The sequence below is a fragment of the Actinophytocola sp. genome (assembly GCF_036378875.1).
GTDB lineage: Bacteria > Actinomycetota > Actinomycetes > Mycobacteriales > Pseudonocardiaceae > Actinophytocola.
The window spans coordinates 1-22,246 of record NZ_DASUVO010000089.1 but is presented as its reverse complement, the minus strand read 5'-3'; the positions used below and the strand labels follow the sequence as shown (position 1 = coordinate 22,246).

15 protein-coding genes are annotated in these 22,246 nt (G+C 68.8%); 5 read left to right on the top strand and 10 right to left on the bottom strand.

Translation table 11 applies throughout. The features are described from left to right. Nucleotides 1-115: 115 nt before the first annotated feature. From VF106_RS25590 to VF106_RS25570, 5 genes are all read right to left on the bottom strand, one after another. Nucleotides 116-2,260: an eCIS core domain-containing protein gene (locus tag VF106_RS25590; RefSeq protein ID WP_330842376.1), complete on the bottom strand. Its 2,145-nt coding sequence runs from the start codon at nucleotides 2,258-2,260 to the stop codon at nucleotides 116-118. After that, nucleotides 2,257-4,263: an ATP-binding protein gene (locus VF106_RS25585; protein WP_330842443.1), complete on the bottom strand. Its 2,007-nt coding sequence runs from the start codon at nucleotides 4,261-4,263 to the stop codon at nucleotides 2,257-2,259. The genes VF106_RS25590 and VF106_RS25585 overlap by 4 nt, the downstream gene beginning before the upstream one ends. 53 nt (nucleotides 4,264-4,316) lie before the next feature. Further along, nucleotides 4,317-5,018, bottom strand: a complete 702-nt coding sequence (locus VF106_RS25580; protein ID WP_330842375.1) for a Pvc16 family protein — start codon at nucleotides 5,016-5,018, stop codon at nucleotides 4,317-4,319. Nucleotides 5,019-5,064: 46 nt separating this feature from the next. Next, the gene (locus VF106_RS25575; protein WP_330842374.1) at nucleotides 5,065-8,148 is read right to left on the bottom strand and encodes a hypothetical protein; all 3,084 of its coding nucleotides are present in this window, start codon (nucleotides 8,146-8,148) and stop codon (nucleotides 5,065-5,067) included. Between the two features lie 121 nt (nucleotides 8,149-8,269). Beyond that, nucleotides 8,270-8,893 carry a helix-turn-helix transcriptional regulator gene (locus tag VF106_RS25570; protein ID WP_330842373.1) on the bottom strand — a complete coding sequence of 208 codons (624 nt, stop codon included), beginning with the start codon at nucleotides 8,891-8,893 and terminating at the stop codon, nucleotides 8,270-8,272. Between the two features lie 102 nt (nucleotides 8,894-8,995). On the opposite strand from VF106_RS25570, the gene VF106_RS25565 reads away from it, so the two are divergent. The 3 genes from VF106_RS25565 (at nucleotide 8,996) to VF106_RS25555 (ending at nucleotide 14,674) form a co-directional block, all read left to right on the top strand. Further along, entirely contained in the window at nucleotides 8,996-10,285 is a 1,290-nt protein-coding gene (locus tag VF106_RS25565) for a COG1470 family protein (protein WP_330842372.1), read from the top strand. 366 nt (nucleotides 10,286-10,651) lie between these two features. Beyond that, complete coding sequence (gene relB, locus VF106_RS25560) at nucleotides 10,652-13,093, top strand: type II toxin-antitoxin system RelB family anti-toxin (RefSeq protein WP_330842371.1); 2,442 nt, start codon at nucleotides 10,652-10,654, stop codon at nucleotides 13,091-13,093. 336 nt (nucleotides 13,094-13,429) lie between these two features. Continuing rightward, nucleotides 13,430-14,674 (top strand): WD40 repeat domain-containing protein, encoded by a 1,245-nt coding sequence (locus VF106_RS25555; RefSeq protein WP_330842370.1) that lies wholly within the window; start codon nucleotides 13,430-13,432, stop codon nucleotides 14,672-14,674. 374 nt (nucleotides 14,675-15,048) lie between these two features. On the opposite strand, the gene VF106_RS25550 is transcribed toward VF106_RS25555, so the two are convergent. The 5 genes from VF106_RS25550 to VF106_RS25530 all read right to left on the bottom strand — a co-directional run bounded on the left by VF106_RS25550 (nucleotide 15,049) and on the right by VF106_RS25530 (nucleotide 19,195). Beyond that, on the bottom strand, nucleotides 15,049-15,351 hold the full coding sequence (locus VF106_RS25550; protein WP_330842369.1) for a MarR family winged helix-turn-helix transcriptional regulator: 303 nt from the start codon (nucleotides 15,349-15,351) through the stop codon (nucleotides 15,049-15,051). A gap of 59 nt (nucleotides 15,352-15,410) precedes the next feature. Next, nucleotides 15,411-16,226 (bottom strand): hypothetical protein, encoded by an 816-nt coding sequence (locus tag VF106_RS25545; protein ID WP_330842368.1) that lies wholly within the window; start codon nucleotides 16,224-16,226, stop codon nucleotides 15,411-15,413. Then, nucleotides 16,223-16,525 (bottom strand): acyl carrier protein, encoded by a 303-nt coding sequence (locus VF106_RS25540; RefSeq protein ID WP_330842367.1) that lies wholly within the window; start codon nucleotides 16,523-16,525, stop codon nucleotides 16,223-16,225. The genes VF106_RS25545 and VF106_RS25540 overlap by 4 nt, the downstream gene beginning before the upstream one ends. A 33-nt stretch (nucleotides 16,526-16,558) precedes the next feature. Then, complete coding sequence (locus VF106_RS25535) at nucleotides 16,559-18,283, bottom strand: fatty acyl-AMP ligase (RefSeq protein ID WP_330842366.1); 1,725 nt, start codon at nucleotides 18,281-18,283, stop codon at nucleotides 16,559-16,561. Nucleotides 18,284-18,400: 117 nt separating this feature from the next. Further along, on the bottom strand, nucleotides 18,401-19,195 hold the full coding sequence (locus VF106_RS25530; protein WP_330842365.1) for a hypothetical protein: 795 nt from the start codon (nucleotides 19,193-19,195) through the stop codon (nucleotides 18,401-18,403). 1,323 nt (nucleotides 19,196-20,518) lie between these two features. Between VF106_RS25530 and VF106_RS25525 the strand changes: the two genes are divergently transcribed. Further along, entirely contained in the window at nucleotides 20,519-21,019 is a 501-nt protein-coding gene (locus tag VF106_RS25525; RefSeq protein ID WP_330842364.1) for a LysR family transcriptional regulator, read from the top strand. A gap of 878 nt (nucleotides 21,020-21,897) precedes the next feature. Continuing rightward, nucleotides 21,898-22,104 (top strand): hypothetical protein, encoded by a 207-nt coding sequence (locus tag VF106_RS25520; RefSeq protein WP_330842363.1) that lies wholly within the window; start codon nucleotides 21,898-21,900, stop codon nucleotides 22,102-22,104. Nucleotides 22,105-22,246: the final 142 nt, after the last annotated feature.

Genomic DNA, 22,246 nt, shown 5'->3' with positions numbered 1-22,246 from the left:
CGTGTGCCCAGTTTCTGTCACTTCAAAGCCTGGCCGTTGTCGTTGCCGGGAAACAGGTCCGCCCGTTCCAGGTCAGGGGCAGCGCCGGTGCCCCCCGCGGTCGTCTGGTCCTCGCTCACACCCTGCTCGTGAGCTTTGCCTTGGCTTTGGCCACGCCGGCCAGGAACTTCCGCTTGGCGGTGTCGACGAGCCGCCTCGTCGTGTCCGCCAGTCGCCTGCCAAGGTTCCGGCGGGGCGCCTCCTGCGTGGCGGTCGTCGCCGGATCGGCTTCCGCGGGCCCGGTGGCCCGCGCCTCCGCGGCGGTTCGCAGGTCGTCAGCAGCCTGGCGACGTTGCTGCTGTTCCGGTGTCAACACGCTGGTGTACTTGCCGCCGGTGCTTATCGCCGCGTCGATCGCGGCGTAGATCCGGTCCATCAGCTTGAGCCAGGGAGCGCTGCCCGGGTTGCGGATCTCGACCACGACCGCCTCGGTGGGCGCTGTCCTGTCCTCGTACTGGACCATGTCGGTCCTCCGCCCGAGCTGTCCCATGCCCTGGTACAACTCGCGCAGATCGGCGATGAGGGCCTGGACCAGTTCCGGTTCCTCGGGGATGGTGATGTCGTCCATCTCCGGCTTGGGCCTGCGGTGTCCCGTGGCGACCTTGCCCCTGGGCTCCCGACGCACACCGGCCGCGAGCCGCCGGGCTCGTTCGTCGTCGTCGATCGTGTCCTCGCCGGGTGCCAGCTTGCCCTCGGCCGTCAGCAGGTCGCGGCCCGGGTTTCCGTCCCTCGGCACCATCGCCTCCAGGAAGTCCTTCCGCGTTGTGGTGATCTCCGCGGCAGGCGCGGTGTCCTGCGGGTCGTCGAACCAACCGGCCAGCACGCGTTCCGCACCGGCCGGGTCCGCCAAGTCCTCCCGCCCGGCCATCAGGCGCACCCATTCGTCCAGGTTGTTCGCCACGGCGTTGCGCTCCACGACGGGCAGCAGGGCGAACATGGCAGCGAAGTCGGTACGGGCCATCACCGGGAAGAGGCCCTTGGGGAAGGTGACGTCGTCCTTGCCCAGACCCGCGCGGAGGTAGGAGTCCAGCAACGTGATGAAGCCGAGGAGCTCATTGCTCGGCTCATTGTCAAGGTTGAGCGCCGTCTGGGTCTCGGGGCCGAGTGCCTCGGGTTTGAGGCTCGGGGGCCGTGTGGTGACCGTGGCATTGACCGCCTCGAGCTGATCCAGCAACGCGGGCAGGGCCGCCAGCGGAACCCCGGCGGTGACTTGCAGGAAGGGGGTGGCGAAGGGCTCGTCCATGGTGAGCTGGTAGCCCGGCTCGCCGCCGACCAGGCTGGCGGTCCCGACGCCGCGCTCTTTGTGGCCCGTCAACTCCTTGTCCAGGTTGCTCATGCCGTCCCGCATGGTCTGCCACTCGTCGGGTGTCACGACGCCGGGTGGGTTGGTCACCATCTCGATGTTGGACTTCTCCTCACCGCGGTACTCGGCCTGCAGCTGGAAATGGGGGCGATGGACGAGCGGGGTGGCTTTGGGCACCGTTTGTCCTTCGCTGTCGGTGACGCGCCACCTGCCGTCCTCCACCTCGACCCCGACAGCGCGTTGGATCGCGTGCTCCGCCCCGGTGTCCACGCCGGCCGAGGTGGCCTCGGCCGCACCCGCGTCGTGATCTCGTTGCAGGGGTGCGGGGCCGTTCATCACCCGCTCGGCATTGGCCTCGGCGGCGCGCTCGAACGCGTCCGACGGATCGGAGACGCGCAACCCGTCGCCGGAGTCCGTGCCGGGCACCGGCCCGGAACTCTGTTGCACCACATGGGTCAGTTCGTGCGCCAGCATTCGCTTACCCGACGGGGACGCGGTGTCGTACCGCCCGCGCTGGAACACGATGTGCGACCCGGACGTGAAAGCGTGCGCCTGTACCGACTCCGCCGCGGTGTGCGCCGCCGAGTCGTCGTGCACGCGGACGGTCGAGAAGTCGGCGCCCAGGCGGCTTTCCATCTCGTGCCGGACGGACTCGGCCAGCGGCCGGCCGGACGAACGGAGCACGTCGGGCACGCTGGTGCGCTGCACCGGCCGGGCCTCGTCCCGCTCACGCGCCAGCATCTCCGCCGCCGCGGCGTTTCCCAGGCTGCGCTGCAGGGCCAGCACCTGCTCAGGAGACATCGGCCCGGAAAGCTGCCGAGCCGGTGCCGCGGGATCCGGTTGCCGCACCGGGGACCGGGTCTGCGCCGATCCGTCCACTTTGTCCTGTGACTCGTGCGAGTGCAAGGGGAACCTCATTTCGTCAGTGCCGTGAGCCAGCCGCCGAACTCGCTGTCCAACACGAGTCGGCCGAGCTTGCGGTACTCCTGGAACACCGACTCGATCACGTCAGCCATGCCGACCGGGCGGTTCGCCTCGGCGGCCAGGTAGGCGGCGGTCACCACGCACGCGCGGATCGAGCCACCCGCCAGGTCGAACCGCTCCGCGCAGAAACCGAGATCCAGGTCGTCCGCCCTCGGCATCGCGGTGCCGAGGCAGCGGTCCCACAACGCCTGCCGCTGCGTCGCGTCGGGTATCGGGAAGTCCGCGATCACGTCCAGCCGTCGGATGAACGCGTCGTCGAGGTTGGCACGCAGGTTCGTGGTGAGCACGGCGATGCCGTCGAAGGACTCCATGCGCTGCAACAGATAGGCCGACTCGATGTTGGCATGGCGGTCGTGCGCGTCCTTGACCTGGGAACGCTTACCGAAGATGGCGTCCGCCTCGTCGAACAGCAGTACGCCGTTCACCCCGGCGGCCTCGGTGAAGATCCGCTCCAGGTTCTTCTCCGTCTCGCCGATGTACTTGTCCACCACGGTGGACAGGTCCACCACGTAGAGGTCCATGCCCAACTCGGCCGCGACGACCTCCGCCGACATCGTCTTCCCGGTGCCGGACCCGCCGGCGAACAGCGCCATCACCCCGCGTCCCCGACCACCGCCGGGACGCATCCGCCACTGTCCGAGCACCCGGTCGCGGTGACGCGCGCGCATCGACAGCTTCCCGAGGGCGCGCCGGGTCGGTTCGGGCAACACGAGGTCGTCCCAACCCACGGCGGGGGTGATCCGGCGGGCGAGCCGTTCCAGCCCGGCGCCGTTCTGTGCCCGCACCCCGGCTCGCAGGTCGTCCAGGTCCACCGGCCGCCCGGACAGCGAGGCGAACCGCACCGCGCTGGCTGCCGCCCCGCGCACCTGGTCCGCCCCCAGCCGGTAGGAGGCGAGGTCGGCCGCCCACCGGTCGTCGAACACCTGGTCCGCGGCTTCCACCAGCGCTTGGCGCCACTGAGCGGTTCGTTTCGCCGGATCGGGCGGCGGCACCCGCACCGGCACCGGGGCATGCCGAGCCCAAGCCGGCTCCCAGCCTCGGGAACCGTGCACCAGCAAGGGAACTCCCGCCGCCATCCCCGTCAGCGCACGCAGCAGCCGTGCCCTCCCCGGCTGCTCGAGATCCAATGTCTCAAGTGGACCGACAACGATCCCGGCAGCACGCAGCCTGGCTTCTCTGACCAGCGCCGCCAACGCGGGCAGCGCGTCGGCCTCGTCGGTCAGCGCCACCACGTCCAGCACGAGCGCGCTCCGGCCGGTGGCGGCCAGCGCGTCCACCGCGACCTGACCCGCACTGCCTTCGGTCGTCCTGAGGTGCACCAGCCCGGTTCCGGTGTCGAGTGCTTTTCCGATCCGCTCGAGGAGCCCGTCCACGACGACCGGCCGTGGTGCGGAAACCCGTGCCAGGCCGCGCAACCGCGGGTCGGGGTCGTCATCCCCCAGCAGGTGGGCGACCACCCGGTCCGGAACGCTGAGCACGCGGGACAACGACGGCCGCGCCGGCTCCAGCACCTCGACCAGGCCACCGGACACCAGCGGCGCGGTCGCGTTGAACCGGAACCGCCCGCCACCTCCCGGCGGTACCCCGCACAGCTCCAGTGCCAGCCCGACGGTCGGCCGACGACGGGTCACGTCGTCGTTGAGGTAGCCGTAGAGCCGTTCGAAACGACCGTCGACGTCCGGAGCCAGCGCGATCAGCAGGAACTCCACGTCCAGTTCGGACAGTCCGAACAGGTCGGCGAGCCGGAGCAGCCGCGAGTCGCGGGCCTCCGGTGCGGCCGGACCCGACGGCAGTGTGGACGTCCAGGCCGCCGGCCGCACGGAAAGGATGTGCGCCACCGACTCCGGTGTGAGGTAGAGCCCACGATAGGGGTCGTCCGGTTCCGGGTCGGCCGCCCGCCGCGCCGCCACCACGTGCCGTACCCGCCCCTCGACCATACCGAGTCGTGCCCACAGGTAGTCCAGATCGATGCGTGCCCGGACCGCCGCACTCACCGGGGCGTCGTCCCGCGCCTGCGCCGCGCCGAGGGCAACGGCCGGGACCTGGTCGGCGCGAATCCCGCACCTTCGGCCGTGCTGCTCCCCTCGTAACGGAGCCGTCGCGCCGGCTCCCCGTCCGCGCCGCTCAGGTCCGGACCGGCACGCAGCACCAGACCTTCCGCGACGGCCGGCCCAGCCGGGTCGGGGTCCCCCGCGAGCGGGGCCGTCACCCGCAGGTCGATCGACGGCTTGAGTTCCCCGCCGAGCGCGGACCAGAAGTCGGAGGCCGACCGGCCCTCCGCGGGCACCGCTGTCTCGAACGTGACCGACAGGTCGAGCTCGGCCAGCGTTCCGGTCAACCAGCGCCGCGCGAAACGTTCGTGGCGCACCAGGCAGCGAAGTACCTCCGAGAGGAGCCGGTGCTCATCCTGCGGGCGGTTCGTCCACGCCGTCACCAGATAGGACAGCTGAAACCACTTCGGCGGACTCAGCCACCCGACCACCGTGCCGTCGTCGTCGACCTTCTCGATCGTGCCGGTGCGGCGCCTGCCGTGATCCTCGCGGACCTCGTAGAGGAACATGCTGATCGTGGGCGCGTTCCGCTTTGCGGTCCACTCCTTCGTCGGCGCGTCGAAGGCGAGTTCGACCCCGTTACCGGGAATCCCCTCCTCCGCCAGCAGCAGGCGCACTCCCTCGTCCACTTCATGGATCACCGGTAGTCCCCTCCTTTCCTGCCCCGCACCTGATGGTTGGCTCCGCTCACTTGCGCCACACCATGGTCGGCGGGCCGATGGTGCCCTGCACCACCAGGAACGGCGTGTCGACCGGACCGAAGCCGGCGCCGGAAGCCGTGATGAGGCGTGGCCCGGTCTGGTCCTTGGCCAGGACGAGCAGTTGGGCCGTGAAACCGCCGTCCGGCCGGGGCACCGTCGGGGCCGCCGCCGCCGTGATGCCCGGCGACCAGGCCAGCCGGACCGGGGTTCCCGGCGGGAAGTCGACACCCCGGACCGAGGTCACGAAGCCGGGCTTGCCGACCGCCGGCACCGCCACGATCCTCGGCAGCAACACGCGTAGCGGGGCGACCGCGACATTGTCCGCCGGGTTGGCGTCCGTGCCGGTGGTCCGCAGCGTGCCGGTGACCGTGGCCAGCAGCGGGTCCTTAGGCGCGAGCGTGACCTGCACCAGTACCGATCCGCCGGGAGGCAGGTCCGGCAGCGGGCAGCCGGCCGCCACGCAGCCCGGCGGAACGGCGGCCACCGGCACCACGCCCGGCAGGCCGAACTCCAGGCGCAGGCCGGTCGCCAACGCGTTGTCCCCGTTGCGTACCCGGTAGGTCACGGTGACACTGCCGCCCACATAGGACGGATCCGGTTGGACGACCACCGTGAGGCCGGGACCCGCGACCGCGGGGGGCGGCGGGATGGGTGGCGGCACCGGCGAGACCGGGACCAGGGTTTCCGCCGCGTTGTCACCAGGCAGCGGATCGAGCACGGTACCGGCCACCGACCAGACGACCAGCCCGTTGCCGGGGACCACCCTGAAGAGGGTGGCGACGATCTCGACCTGGGCGCCCGGCGCCAGCACTCCGAACTCGCATCTCGGCACGCCGGTGTCGCAAGTGCCGAGGGCGGGCTGGAGTGCGTCCAGCCGCAACCCGGATGGAACCGACAGGGAAAGCGCCGTGCCCGGCGAAGGCGAAGGCCCCTGGTTCGTGACCGTGACGGTGACCGGCACCTGCGTGCCGGCTTCGGCGGCCGGTACCTCGGCCGGTGCGGTGACGGTCAGATCGACCGCCGCCTGCCAGGTCGGTTCCTTCTGCCTGCCGGGCAGTGCCCAGTCGACGGGGTCGACGGCGCGGCTCGCCAGGTCCAGGATCGCCAGGGCCTCCGGGGAGTTCGGGTCACCCGCTCGCCGGGTGGTCAGTACCAGCTCGCTCCCGTCCGGCGACCAGGCCACGTCGCGCGGCTGGAACGGCCCGGCCGGCGCCGACAGCGCGCCCGCGCACGAGATCTGACCGGCGGGCAGCAGCACCTCGCACCGGGTGTCCGACAGGAAGACCCGCAACAGGCCGTCTCCCTCCCGGTTGAAGACCACGCTCGCCCCGTCCGGCGCGAAGGCGGGACTGTCATCGGTGACGGGACAGTCGAAGCCGCAGACCGCCTCGCTCACGTCGCGCTGCTGATCGAGCGAGCCCGCGCGCGCGGTCCAGATGTGGTTGTCGCGAGGTTCGCCGTCCGGCCCGCCGGCCACGGTGCCGCGGCTGAAGGCGATGGTGGTTCCGTCCGGCGACCACGCGGGCTGACCGTCGTCCTCGTCCACCGTCGGGTCCGGGTTCTGGAGGATGCCGGTCACCTCACCGGTGGCGACCCTCACCACCACGATGCGGCTGGGGCCGCCCTCCCGGTTCGGCGCACCGGGCGATCTCCTGGCGATGGCGAGGAACTCCCCGTCAGGCGACCACGCGGCGTCGGTCTCCCAGTCACCCGGCAACCGGTCCGCGATGTTCAGCGGCCGCGCGTTGGCGCCGTCCGCGTCGATCAGCCAGATCCGCTGGACTCTCCGGTCGTCGACGTTCTCGAACCGGCTGACCGCGATCTGTCGCCCGTCCGGGGAGTAGCTCTGCCGCTGGGTCCACGGGTCGAAGCCCGGGCTCGGGTCGAACAGCCGGTTGGAGTCGGTGGCGGCGGCCGGATCCTCGGTCAGGACCGAGAGCCCGAGCGCGCGCGGATCCGCTCCGTCAGGCCGAATGTCCAGCAGTAGCGCGACATTCCGCGCCGGCGCGGTCGTCCTGGCGACCACCAGTTGTTCGCCCGCGCCGGCCACCAGCCAGGTCGGTGAGTCGACCGACCTGTCCTCGGCCAACAGCAACAGCGGGTCGGCCGTCGTCGGCGCCGCCCCAGCGGTCTCGATCTGGTACACCCGGTCCACCGTGCCGCGGGGCTCGGGCTCTCCCGGGCAGCCGCACACCTGGTTGAGGCTGAGGAACAACAACGTGTCGCCGTCCGGTTTCCAGGCGGGCCACCGGCTCTGCCAGTCCGCCCGCCCACCGTCGAACAGCGGGGCGCCGTTGCCACCGGTGTCGGTGATGCGCACCGACTGGTCGGCCTCGTCCCCGAGGTCACCGTCCTCGTCGACCGTGTAGGCGATCAGCTCCTGCCGCACCGGATGCCATGCCGGCTGCACCGCGGCGCCGGTCGGTTCGTCGGTCAGGCGCACCGGTGCGCCCCCGGCCGGCGCCAGTTCGTAGATCTCCCAGCCCCGCAGGCCGTCCTGGTTGCCGGCGAAGGCGATCCGGCTCCCGTCCGGCGCGAAGGTCGGCCAGGTCTCGTCGGCCGCGGTGTCGGTGAGCCTGCGGAGTTCCGTGCCGTCCGTCCGCACGAGCCACAGGTCTCGCTGGCTGCCCTCGCCTCCCGGCACCGGTTCGGCGGAGTCGAACGCCACCCACCGGAGATCCGGGGACAGCTGCGGGTGCCCGGCCTCACGATCGCTGGTCAGCCGCTGGACCGCCCCTTCCTCGTCGCGCAGGTAGACCTGCGGTTGTGGCTCGTCGCGCATGCTGGTGAACACGAGCAGGCCGCCGCGTGCCGCCCCCTGTTCGTCGACATGCGCGGGGCCGTCACCGAGCAGAGGGCTGGTCGGTGACGGCGTGCCGGGAACCGGCCCGGTGACCGCGCCCAGACTGCGGTGTTCGGTACCCGCGTAGGCGATGCGTCCCGACTCCGGCGCGTCGAGCGGCTGGACCGGCGCCGCCGCGGTGCCGACGGACCGGATGACAACGGGAACGACGGACAACGCCGCGACGGCGCCCACCACCATGGCGCCGGCGAGAATCCGGGCGCGCATCGACGCACCCGCCTTTCCGATCATGGGAAACGGCACGCGGTCATCGTCACTCCCGGCACGCCGGGGTTCCCAGGACCGCGCAGACATGACCGGGGGAAGGAGTCCTGGTGGTTTCGGGCACTCAGATCAGGCCGTGGCGCATGGCATGGCCGACGGCGTGCGCACGGTTTCGCAACTGCAGCCTGGTGGAGACCTCGTGCAGGACGTTCTTCACGGTGCGCTCCGAGTAGGACATCTTGACCGCGATCTCCGCGGTGTCGAAACCCTCGGCGACCAGCCGAAGCACCTCGACCTCCCGTGCGGAGAGCGTGGACAGGGAGAGGCCTCGTGGATCGAGTGCCTGACGCTGCAGCTTTCCGACATGATCGAGCAACTGGGCGAGCATGTCGCCGGGCAGGACGCCCTCTCCCCGGGTTATCGCCGTGATCATCCGCACCAGACTGTCCTGGTTCGCGTCCTCACGGCGGATCACCGCCGCGACCCCGCATTCCACGGTGGTCTGCAGGGCGTTGCGGTCGAACCGGCCGACGACCAGTCCCGTCCGCGCCGAGGACATTCGGTGCAACCGGCGAAGCAACCGTGTCGCCGCGTCGTCCATCCAGTCGACCACCACCAGGGACACGGTCGCCCGCTTCTCCTCCTCCTGGGCGAGTATCTCGACCTCCGGTCGCACACGCAGTTGGTGACTCACACCGGCCTGGAGGATCTGGTCCGACGCGTACACCACTACCGGCACTCTGCTCATTTCCCTGAATCCTCTCTCGATGTCCCGCTGGGCATCTCCGCTGCCCACGGGCTGCCCTCGGCGCCCTGTCGTCACCAGCCCGGCCTGCCTAGCTTTCGATGGGTGACCACTTCAGCTGAACTCGATCTCGCGCCGGTCGTCGTCACCCCGGGCGGGGAGGCGACCACGACACTGACCGTGCGCAACGACAGCGACATCGTCGAGGCGTACGAGTTCAGCGCGGCAGGTGCGTGCGCGCCGTGGACCACTGTCGAACCGGCGCGCCTCTCGCTCTATCCGGGGACCTCCGAAGGGGTCACCCTGACCTTGCGCCCCCCGCGTTCGCCCGAGGTCCGCGCGGGTGAGACACCGCTGGCCGTGCGGGTCATGCCCGTGGAACGGCCGGAGCTCGCGGTGGTTCCCGAGACGACGGTGCTCATCAAGCCGTTCGGCCAGTTGCGTGCCGAGCTGACGCCGCGGCGGCGGCGGGCATGGCGGACCGGCCGTTTCCGGGTCACACTGGACAACCAGGGCAACACGCCGATCACCGTGTCCCTCGACACCACCGACCCGGAGCAGGAGCTCCGCTTCGGGTTCACCCCCGCCGGCAGCACTCTCGCGCCCGGTGTGGCGACCCAGACCCGGCTGCGCGCGCGGACCCGCAAGCTCATCTGGTTCGGAAAGCCGGTGAGTAAACCATTCCAGATCATGGCCACCCCTGCCGCCGAGCCCTCGTTCGAGGAAGATCCGCCGCTGCCAAGGGAACTCGACGGCGAACTGGTCCAGCTCAGCGTGCTGCCGCGATGGCTGTTGGCGCTGCTGGGACTGCTGCTGGCTTTGCTGCTCGCGTGGTTCGCCCTGGTTCGCCCCGCCGTACAGAGCGCGGCCAGGGAGGCGGCCGAGGACAGGACGCAGCAGCTGGCCGAAGCAGGTCAGCTGCAGCCGGACAGCGGGGCCGGCGCGGAGCAGCCGCCGGAGAGCCAACCCGGTGCGCAGGAACAGGGGGAAGAGCAAACCGGGCAGGGGACGGGGCCGGAGGCCGGCGCGCAAATCGGGGAACAGGGCTCGGGCACCATCGAGGTGCGCACCGGTGCCGGCGACCGCGGCGCCAACACGTATGCCGTGCCGGCCGGCAAGGTGTTTTTGATTACGGACATGGTGGTGGCCAACTTCCAGGGCGATGAGGGCGTGCTGACCATCGTGTTCGGGGATCGGACGATAACCACGATCGCGCTCGAAACTTTTCGGAACCAGGACTATCACTGGGTGACCCCGATCGAGATCCCGGAGAACGCCACCGTCATCGCCGACGTCACCTGCACCAGACCGGGTACTCCGGCGTCCGGGCGGCAGGCGGCGAACTGCGTCGAACTGCTCAACGTCAGCGGTGAGCTGCGCGACATCGAGCCCTGACATCCACCCTCCCCAACGTTTTTCCTTGCTTGGCAACGGTGTTGCGGCCACCCGCCAGCCAAACACGGACGTCGGCGGCAACACCATGAAGAACCACCCACAGAAGCGGGCCTTCGGTTCTGCGGGTGTCCTTCGGTTCTGCCGGTGTCCGCGAACCGGCCGCGCCGACCGGGGATGACCGCGATCAGCGACCGGCGGCCGGATTGTCCATAAAGGACGTTGGACCGGAGGCCCGGTACCTACTGTCGGGTAGTTCGAGCGAGTGAGGAATACTACTTACTGCGACGACGTCGTCACTGGAAGAATCGGGGCGAGAACCCGCACGGCGGAGACCTCCGCCGCGCTTCCAGGGGTGGTGGTTGCCAGATGGTGGACGTCGATTCCGGCGGCTCACCGAAATCCAACTTCCCGCAACTCTTGGCACGGCACCGCAAAGCCGCAGGGCTGACACAGGAAGAGCTGGCCGCGCGGTCAGGCATCAGTTCACGAGCGATCAGCGACATGGAACGTGGCCGGGTCAGGCGCCCGCAGCACCGGACGTTGCAGGCCCTCGCCGCCGTGTTCGCGCCGGACGAACAGGCGATGCGTGAGCTGCTACGAGCGGGCAGGGACAGAGACGGCCCGGCCGCCCAGGACCCCGGGCAGGCCGACAACTCCACTCCCAAGCGACGCTTCGAACGGCTGTTGCGTGAGCTGCCACCCGAGGTCGCCGATCTCACCGGGCGGGAAGCCGAGCTGAACCGCATGCTCGGGCTGATCGACGACCGGACGGACACCCACCGGACGGCCACGGTGATCACCGTGTTCGGGCCGCCGGGGGTCGGCAAGACCAGCTTCGTGGTACACGCGGGCCACCGGCTGGTCGAGCGTTACCCCGACGGTTGCTTCTTCCTCGACCTACACGGCATGGACTCCGATCGGCTGACCGGGGGCCAGGCGCTCGGCACCCTGCTCCTCGCGCTCGGGGTCGCCGAGGAACAGCTCCCCCACCGCGAGGAAGAACGTGCCAGCCTCTACCGGTCACTGTTGCGGGACCAGAAGATACTGCTGGTACTGGACAACATCGCGGACGAAGCGCAGGTACGACCGCTGCTCCCGAGCAGTCCGGGCTGCCTGGTGCTGCTCACCAGCCGCCGGGCGCTCTCCGGCCTGGAGTCGGTCCACCGGGTGTTGCTGGACGTACTGCGGCCCGCGGAGTCGGTGCGTCTGCTCGCTTCGATCATCGACCCGCGGCGAGTGGCGGCTGAAGCGGAAGCCGCCGCACGGGTTGCCGAGCTCTGCGGTCACCTGCCCCTCGCCCTGCGGATCGCGGGTAACCGGCTGGCCAGTCGGCCTCGCTGGAAGATCGACAAACTGGTCCGCCAGCTGAGCGACCAGCAACGCAGGCTGAACGCGCTCACCGCGGGCGACCTGCAGGTCCGTTCTGCCTTCGAGGTGTCGTATCGCCAGTGCGACGAGCGCACCAGGAGCGTGTTCCGGCGACTTTCCCTTGCCGCCGGACCCGACGTGACCGTCGAGCTGACCGCGGTGCTCGTCGACATCGACCTGACCACCGCGGAACAGAGGCTGGAAGAACTTGTCGACGCCAGCCTGCTCGACACGGCCGTGCTGGAGGGCCGGTACGTGCTGCACGACCTGATGCGACTGTTCGCAAGGGAACGGCTGGCGGTCGAGGAATCACCGGAGCAGATCCGCGACGCCGAGGACCGGATGGCAGGCTGGTTGCTACGTACCGGAACCAGGGCCGGGCGGTTACTCTCCCCAGCCGAATCCACAGTGGACACAGCGGCACCGCCGACGAGCGGCACCACGACCGGTCCGGCTGACGCGGTGCTGTGGCTGGACGCGGAACAGCCAAACTGGCTGGCCGCACTCCGGCACGCCGCGGCCAACGGGCGACACGCCGAGGTACTTTCCTTCAGCCGGGCCATGCACTGGTACTCCGACCTCCGTCCCACCGAGACCCACTGGCGCGAGGTGTTCACCCTCGGCGTCGAGGCCGCGAGATCACTCGGCAGCCGGCGGGACGAGGCCGTGCAGCTGAACTTCCTCGGCTGGGCGCTCAACCGGATCCACCGCCTGCATCAGGACGCGCTGGTGACCCACCAACGCGCGTGGCAGGCGGCGCGCGACGCCGGCGACCGCAACGAGGAAGCGTGGGCCTTGCAGTACTGCGGACGCACCCAGCTGGATCAGGGCCGGGCCGCCGAAGCCGCCGAGGTCTTCCGTTCGGCCATCACGCTGTTCCACCAACTCGCCGATCCGCTCGGACAGCACATCACACTGTCGTTTCTCGGACTGGCACTGCACGATCTCGACCGCCACGACGAGGCGACGGTCGCTCAACGCAAGGCCGTGCACCATTTCCGGCAGGCAGGGACCACGTCCCACGCACCATTGCTGGCACTGTGCCTGCTCAGGCTGGCCGGCACGCTGGAGGCCATGGGGAACCGGACCGAGGCCGACGCCACCTACACGGAAGCACGCACGATCGCGGCCGAGGCGAACTCTCCTTTCATCGAAGGGCTCGCCTCCTTCGGCAGTGGACGGTGCCGACACGAACTGGCCGACATCACCGAAGCACGCCAACAACTCGGCATCGCGCTGACGATTTTCACCGGGCTCACCGAACGCTGGCTCCAGGCTCGGGTACTGCACCGGCTCGCTTCGGTACTCGAGGGCCCCGACGCCCATCAGGCCCGGCAACGCACGCTGGACATCTGCCTCCAACTCGACACCCCCCAGGCCCGCGACCTCGCCGCGTCCTTGGCCGGCGAGTCGGGCCTGCCAACCAAGCGACTGGCCTGACCGTCCTCACCTCGCGCGTCGTGAGCCGCCCCATCGGAGCTTTCTGGAGTGGTCAACGTGCTGTGCGCCTACCTGCGCATGCCCTGTGCGACACGAGGTCGCAGTGACGGCAGGCGATGGTTGTCACATGCCAGTGCTGGTGGCGACACACATCTGTCGAGAGCGGACATCCACAGGAAACAGGACGAACGAGGGCAGGGCGCGATGGCCGCACCGGCAGTCGAGTCGATCACGGAACCGGCCTGCGCCCCAAAAACGTCGGCATTCTGGAGATCGTCCTGTCCGCTCTGCTACTTGCCGCTGTCACCGTGCTGGCGAATGGGTCACGCTGAGGAGATGCCGGAAGCAGAGCACATCGAGGGCCGCGACGATCCCTGGTCACTGGTCGTCACCGCGGTCGGTTCCGCGCTCGACGACTGCGAGCGCGCACTGTCCGACACGCCGGGAGGTGTGGCCGGTGAGGCGCTGGCGTTCAGCCGATTCCTACGCGCGGAACTGCCCCGCCTGCTGGAGGACTGGCAGACGCGACGCGCTGACCCGGCCCGCGGCGCGCCGGTGGATCAATCGGCGGACGACCGTCCCGTCGAGGTGGCGCTTCCGGCCACGCTCCAGGGGCATGCCGCGGCCGTCAGGGACATCGCGTTCAGCCCGGACGGCACGACCCTGGCCAGCGCCGACAACGACGGCCTCGTGCGGCTGTGGGATACCCGCACCGGCCAGGGCACCGGCGGCCTCCACGACAACCACAGTCTGGCGATCCTGTCACTGGCCTTCAGCCCGGCCGGAACCACCCTGGCCACCGCGACGACCGCTCTGACGCTCTGGGACGTGACATCGCGTACCGTCACAGCCACCTTGCATCCCCAGAACCCGGCCGATCGCATCTGGTCGGTGGCCCACGGTCCGGCCGACGACCTCGTGGTCACCGGCAACAACCACTCGGTCCAGCTGTGGAACCCGAAGACCACACGGACGACCAGAACCCTCACCCACCCCGGCAGCGTGTTCGCGGTGGCCCTCAGCCCGGACGGCACCACCCTGGCCGGCGGCGGCACGGACACTCACGACGTCCTGGTGTGGCACACCCGCACCGGCCGCCGCCGGCTCGTCCTGAGCGGCCACACCGGTACCATCCACGCCCTCGCGTTCAGCCCGGACAACCGCATCCTGGCCAGCGCCGGCTACGACCGCACCATCCGACTGTGGGACGTGCACACCGGGCACGCCGTCGCCACCCTCACCGGCCACACCAGCGCGGTCATGACACTGGCGTTCCACCCCGACGGCACGGTCCTGGCAAGCGGGGGCGCCGCCGTCAGCATCACGCCCTCCGGCGCGCGTTACCCCGACGACCACACCGTCCGCCTGTGGAACGTCCTCACCAAAAGCCTGATCACCACGCTGACCGGCCACACCGGCACCGTGTCCAGCGTGGCGTTCCACCCCGATGGGACTTATCTCGCCAGCGGCAGCTTCGACACCACCATCCGGCTATGGCCGATCAACCGGCCGATCAACCACCAACCCCGGCCCACCACCGGCCGGCGCCGCCTCCTCGGCCGTCGACACCGCCACGAGTGAATTGCGTCGAGGATCATGCGCGCCGCTCCGAGCCCAGCCCGGCGACGGCGGCGTGATCATGAGTCCGCGTGTACTGCTGTTCGGCGGCTCCCGGCAGACGATGCGCCATGCGAGCGATGCCGGGGTGCACCACTGCCGCTGCAACGACCGACCGATATACGCAGCTCGAAGGACCGGCGGTGTGAGGCTCGCTCAGAACGAAAGTCACTGAACCTGCCTTGTTCTCCCGAATCGGCCTCGCACGGAACGTCAAAGCACTGCACCGCATGATGAACGTGCCCGTCACCTTCGGATTCATCAAGGACAACGCGGTCCGCACCCAGCCTCGGAGACCACGGACAAGCCCATCGCCACGCCACCTTACCTGCGACGGCTCAGACTGCGGGCCTTGTGGGTGGGGTTCCCGATCGTGCCGCGACGAGGCCGGCTTCCACTGTGCCGAGCAGCTCGAGGGTCGCGTCGAGGTCGCCGGTGTCGTGACCGGCCGCCGCCGCGACGGCGGTGGCCCACTCCCGCCGGACGAGGGCGTAGTTCGTCCGGCCGTGCTCGGTCACGTGGACGGTCACCCCACGCCGGTCGTCCTCGCTGATGCGTCTCTCAATGAGACCCTTGGTTTCGAGCCCGCGCAGCGTGGTGGAGAGGTTGGTGCGTTGCAGGCCGGCGGCGGCGGCGATCATCCACAAGAAACGGCTGGTCAGAACTTCAAAACAGGCCCTAGGTCTGACGCCAGAGCGACTCAGCTGCCCCAGGCGGGGCTGGTGTTGGGGGGGTAGGGAGAGCTGGAGGCGCCATTCACCCAGCCATTCACGTCCTGCCCGTCCCATTCCAGCAGTGTCTCGGCGTTCCGAATGCACATGTCGTAGTCGAGGCTCCCGAAGAGGCGGCTGACGGTGATCTGCTGATAGAGCTGCTGGTACCCCTTGCCTGTCTCGTACTCCATCTGCACCGTGGTCCGGAGCAGCCCGAGGCGCAGATCCCCATTCACCACGGTCAGGACCCCCTGCTGCACATTGCTGTTCTTCTCCTGCTGCCCCATGTTCTGGACCGCCAGCTGGCCGATCTTCTTGAGGGAGTTGATGATGCCGGTGAGCGTGTCCGACGTCACCAGCTCTCCGACCAGCTCGGTCACCGCCGAGATGGCTGGTGACAGGGAGAGGGACGAGATGGACACACTGCGGCTGTCGTGAGTGATGTTGGCGAGGAACGGCATCGTATCGAACTGGAGTTCGAAGATGAGCCACTGAATGAGATCGAATACCGTGGATGACTGATCGAAGCCGGCGGAGTCCTCGGTCTTGCGCAGGATGGTGGCGGCCACGGACTGCCATGAGCCGAAGGACGCCAGCGGCCCCAGGCTGGGAAGACCACCGTTATCCCCGCCATAGGCATTGCCAACCCCTGTCTCCTGGTTGCTGTCGTCGAGCTCGCAGCCGTCGGGGCCCAGCAGCTCGAGCTTCGCCAGCATCTCCCGTGAGGGCGCCTGCCTGCCCTCCGCCCACATGGCGATCTCCAACGCTTCCCGCCGCAACTGCTCTTGAATCGGAGTGCTCACGGTCGTCCTCCGGCACTCAGGATGCGCGCGGCGTGCTGCTCGCGCGACTCGCAGATCAACCGCTCGATGTCCTGCACCGTCTGCACCTGGGGGATGGCCTCGAAGCCCAGGTTGACCTGGAAGCCCAGCTCGACCGCGCCCAGCAGGCGGAAGAGCTTCATGGAGTCGACCCCTGGCAGCTCTCTCACCATGGTCGTGTTCTTGATCTCCTCGGGACACTCCGCGCCGCTGAGGTCCAACTTCTCGCGGATCAGGGAGTACAGCTGGTCTCGCTCTTGGGGGGCCAGATGGGTGTTCATGGCTGCTCCTCATTGAGGGCGTGTGGATGGTGTTCAGCTCGCCTGGGAGAGCGCTCCACCGTGGAGAGCTCCCTCGAGATATTGCTGCCGTGTCATGCTCCGCTTCACCTTGCCGCTGGAGGTCTTGGGCAGCTCCCCCGGCACCAGCAGGAGGACCTCCGCCACGGGCAGGGACAGCTTCGTCTGGATGTGGCCGCGGACCTGCCGCGCCACCGTGGCGGCGTCCCCCGCGCGGAGCTCGGCGACAATCACCACCTCCTCGGTAGCCCGGCCTGGCCGGGTGAAGGCCACGACATTGCCCTTGCGCAGGCCGGGCACCTCGGCCGCGGCCCACTCCACCGTCTGGGGGTCGTGATTGCGCCCATTGATGATCAGCAGGTCCTTCTTGCGGCTCGTCACGTAGAGGATGCCTTCCGCCAGGTATCCGCAATCCCCTGTGCGCAGGCCGTGAGTCGTGAAGCTCCGCCGGGTCGCCTCCGCGTCACCGTGGTAGCCCGCAGCCACGCTCGGCCCCTGGAAGACCACCTCGCCGATGCGCCGCTCCGGGAGCGGATTCCCCTCGTCATCCACGATGAGGATTTGGTGACCTGCGATGGGGCGTCCGCAGGGCACGAACGCCACCTGCGCCCCGGGGACCTCCGCCTTCGAGGCGGGCCGCGCGAGGCCGCCCGCGTGGTAGGGCTCCTTCTGGATGACATCCGGGGCGAGCGGAACTCCGATCTCGCTGAACGAGATCGCGAGCGTCGCCTCCGCCATGCCGTAACACGGCACCACTGCCCCCCGCCGTAGCCCCGCCGCCGCGAAGTGCGCCGCGAAGGACCGCAGCGTCTCGGGGTGGTTGGGCTCGGCGCCGCAGCCCACGACCCTCAAGCAGGACAGGTCCAGCCGCTGGAGCTCCTCCGCCGAGGTGTGTTTGACGGCCAACGCCAGGCCGAAGTTGGGCGCGAAGGTCACGGTCGCGCGGTGGCGGCTCACCGTTTCCAGCCATAGCCTCGGTGAGAGCGCGAAGCGCAGCGTCGGGAGGAAGCTCACCGGGCAGCGCGCGATCAGCGGCGCCAGCACGAAACCGACCAGCCCCATGTCGTGGTACATGGGCAACCAGCTCACGCCCCGGTCTCGCCCGCGCTCGAGGCGAAGGGCGCTGATGATGGCCGCGCAGTTGGCGAGCACGCTGGCGTGCGTGACCCGCACTCCCTTGGGGGCCGCCGTGCTCCCCGAGGTGAACTGCAAGAACATCACGTCCTCCGGGAGGATCGCCTCGGGCTGGGGCGCACTCCCCACCAGGGGCTCGGCGAAGAACTCCTCCGAGACGACGGCCTGTAGGCCCTCGACCGCCTGTAGGAGCGGGTCCAGCAGGTCCGCCAGGCTCCGGGGCATCAAGAGCGCACGGGCTCCCGCCGCCCGGAGGATGTGAGCGGCGTCCTCGCAGTACGCCTCGAACTTGCCGAAGCCCATGGGTGGGTACATGGGGACCGGGATGACGCCCACCGAGACCGCGCCCAGGAAGGTGAGGACGAACTCCTGCTGCTCGGGGACGATGAGCGCGATGCGCTCTCCCTTGCGCAGGCCGCTCTGGAGCAGCCGGCGCCCCCGGCGCAGGGCCTCCCGCGACAGCTCCGACCAGCTCACGAAGTGCTCGCGCCCGTCCTCCTGGATGAAGGTATAGCCACTGTCCGAGTGGCCGAGGTTCTCGGCAAGGACCTGGGTGAAGGTCGAGGCCGTCGCTCCCTCGTTAGGCAGCGCTTCTTTCGAGAACATGGGACCTGTCTGGGGTGGGGGGCTCCCGGGGCGGCAGCCGCCCGCGTGGACAGGCTGTCTACGCGGGCGCCTCACACCGGGAAGTCCGGTGGATTGCAGAAAGGCCTTTGAACCGACTTACTGGTTCCAGGCGGGGCTGTCGTTGGGCGACTTCGACGCGCTGGCCGTCCCTTTCTCCCAGTCATCCACGTCCTGGCCATCCCACCCGAGCAGCTTGTCGGAGTTGCGCTTGCACTTGTCGAAGTCGAGCACGCCGTAGCCGCGGTAGATGTTGAGGGTCTGCTGCAACTGCTCGTACCCCTTGCCCGACTTGTACTCCATCGCCACGTCGGTCCGGACGGCTCCGAGGTAGAGCTGGCTGGCATGGCGCGACAGGACCCCGACCTGCTGGTTGGAGTTCTTCTCCGACTGCCCTTTGTTCTGGAGCGCCAGCGTGGCCATCTTCTTGATGGACGTCACGATGCCTTGGAAGTTTTCCGGCGTCATGAGGTTCTGGATCAGGTCCGACACCGCCTCGACGCCCTTCTCCAGAGAGAGCGAGGAGATGGACGCATTGCGGTTGTCATACGTGTACGTCAGAAAGAACGGAATCGTGGAGAACTTCTTGAGGAAGTTGTCCCAGGCGACCGGGTCGAAGTTCGGGCTCCCCGGATTGAAGCCGCTGATGGTCTCGGCCTTGTGCACGATGGTGCTGGCGACGGACTCCCACGAGCCGAAGCTCGACAGAGGCCCAAGGTCGGGCAGCGAGCTGCCGTCTCCCGCCGCGTTGTTGCCCACCGCCTGGTCGTTGCTCCCAGAGTCGAACTGCGAGAGCGCGGACATCGTGGCGGCGTCCGGCTCGGGGGAAGGCATCTGCCACAGCGCGATCTCCACGGCCTCTCGGCGCAACTGGGACTGACTGATCTCGGTCATGACTGCTCCTTGTCAACGGGTGAGGTGCTACACAGCGAGAAGTCATCACGAACCGTCGCATACAACCAGAACGGACTCCTCCCGTGCGCCAGAAAGCTGGGTGAATCAGGAGGTGAAAACAGCGAACTCGTTAGCGTCGCGCCACGTACGGAGACACGAGAACCCAGCAACGTTTCCCAACACCGATGGCCGCGGCCACGCTGGTGGTAGCCGTCACCGTCATCGCAACGATCGGCCTGGCCATGTGTACCTGCTCGCCCTGCACGAGCCCTACCACTCACCGCGGCACCCGGTGGTGATCAACACGACCATCGTGCACGCACTGCCCCTCCTGCACCCAGCGGTACCGCAGCGGCAGCTCTTTGGCGGCTGTACAACCAGAAACGCTGCGTCGCCTACCAGGACCGCAATCCCATCTCGCTCGCTCCGATTCACCGCCGCCCTGCCCGCGGCCCAGACCGCGATCGACCACGCCGTCACCCCCGTCCTTGACCACCAACCCCGCCCCATCCACTCAAAGGCGACCGCGACCCGGTATCCGACGTCGACGTGGGCGTCGAACAAATCGAAGCCGCGCCGCTTCCACGACTTCCATTTATTCCTCCACTCAATCCAGCGCCTGAGACCCTCATAAATCATCCCGCCGCGACCCCGCCCTGGTTCAGCGTTGATGACGCGGTTCGCGATTACCCTTCGCTTGGCCGGTTGTTCGGTCTGATGTTGCAGACTCGGCCGTGCTGGCGTTTCCGCCTTCGCCAGCACGGAGGCGAGGTGACCGGGCTGATCGGGACCCGTCTATGGCCGGACTTCACCGAGGACACGATGGGGATCCGCAGTGAAATCCCGGCCCGAGTCGTGCGGGTCAATCCGTTGGGACAACGAGTGTTCGAGGAGGTCGACACGCTCGCGGCTGTCATTGACAAGGTGCATGAACGACTCGTGGATCCGCGTGCTCCGGAGGCTCCGCGAACGGAGCTTCCGCGACTACTCGCTGGTGGCAGCGGGTTGGGGTACACCGTGACATCCACTGGAGTTCTGCGTTGACCGACATCCTGATCGGCTCCGCTGGCCTGTACTCCCTGCGGACTGGCGTTCGCAGGGCGAACGTCCATCCGGGATCCTCCCCTAATCCCGCGTGGACGAGCCGCTGACCGGCCCCAAACCCACCGCCGATGCCATGTGCTGGGTTTCACCCAACCCGTTCAGTCCCACCAGCAGAGGAGAGTCCCGTCGACCGAACAGAAAATGGCGGGAAGTCACACGGCAGCCACCGCAGCACATCCGATCAGCCAAACACCCTCCACCAGTAGGGTGGCCCCATTCATGGATATGCGGCAGCTGCGGTATTTCCTCGCGATCGTCGACCACGGCAGCGTGCACCGGGCCGCGCAGGAACTGTTCGTCGCGCAGCCTTCCGTGTCGCAGGCGTTGCGGTCGCTTGAGCGGGATCTGGGCACGGATCTGTTCCACCGCACCGGGCGCAAGCTCGTGCTCACCCCGGCCGGTGAGCGGCTGATCGACCCGGCGCGGGAGGTACTGCGGGGTGTCGAGCTGGCGCGGGCGACCGTGGAGGCGGTGAACCCGCATCGACCCCCGCCACCGGCCAACAGCACCCGCAACCCGTCCACGCTGACCGGTCGGTCCCACACCAACACTCAGTGTCCACAGTGGCCGACCCCAACGTCGACGCCCGCAACCATCGGCCGAGCACGGGCAGCGGCGAACGCGCTACAAGGCACCCACACCAGCCAAAACTGGGAACGGCAAGCCAACGCTGCCGCAGCTCGCTCGTCCGAAATAGACATATGGTGGCCATGTGGGTAATGCACAGGCCCGACGACAAGTGGCAGGACTTGGCATCCCGACTGATCGCCGACACCGCCCTGCTTGGCCGCGAGTTCGAGTGCGACTCCTTCGGCAACCTCGGCCCGAGCAAGCACATGGGCGCCTACGTGCTGGAAGCCAGCCGGCTCGTGACCAGCCGCCTGGAGAAATTGGCCGACCGACTCGACACCCTCTACGGCGACGAACTCGACCCGGCTACCCAAGATCGGCTGCACGCCGCACCAGCAGCTACACGCCACAGTCGAGGCCCTCACCGGCCTACCCGAAGCACTCGATCCGAACTACCGCGGCTGACCCACCGACCTACGCGGCGCCCCCGGTCCGAGCGTCGGCGGCGCCCCGCTGCCCGGTCGCCAACATGGCCGCCACCTGCAAATTCGCTGCATCCACCACCTGACCACTAACTAACTTTGTGGCAGTTTGCTGGGACGCCGGAGGTGGCGGGCGTTCGGTAGCGCGGGCGTGGCTGCGCTGGCGGTGATGGTTCCGGGCCATGGTTTGATGCCTGCGCTGTGATGCCTGCGCCGCCAGTGGGACCAGGCCAGGCGGTGCCGGAGTTCGGTGTGCGGGGGCCCGTGGCTGGATGTGGACCAGCAGGCGGCGGATTTCGTGGGCGGTAAACCGGGTGAGGCGGGGGTTATTGCTGGGACGGCGTGCCTCCCCTCTTGGGGGCGCTGGTGTGGTGACTGACTTCTCGACGAGGATGCGCCGACGCCTGCCGCGGTGCCGAGACGCCGCGGTCAGCGGCGGAAACCATTGATGTCAGGTGATATGTTGTGGAGGACGTTGGTTGCGCATCCGCCGTGGTGGGCGGCCAGATTGTCAGCCTTTCCGCCCGCGTCCTGGGGAGAGATGCGATGACGAGCAAGAACACGCCCTCGGGCGCCGAAGGTCTCGGGATCTGGGGAGGTCTCGGGATCTGGATCGCATTTGGCGCTCTCGTCGGCGTCGTCGCCGAGCTTCTTTACAACGTCGCTCTCGGTATCGCGCTAGGTCCGGCCCTGGGTGTGGCCGCCTGGGCCGTCTTCATCGCGCCGCGAAGGAATACCCGCGACGAATCCTGAGCGTCGCGCCCGTGTATGGGCTACGGGTCGTCGGCGCCACCGGGGAGTCCAGGAAACAACGCAACGGCGCTGGTGATGGTGGCCGCGTCAAGGCGTTGGTCAGATCCAGCACCCCGACCGTCTGCCCCTCGCTCTTCTCACC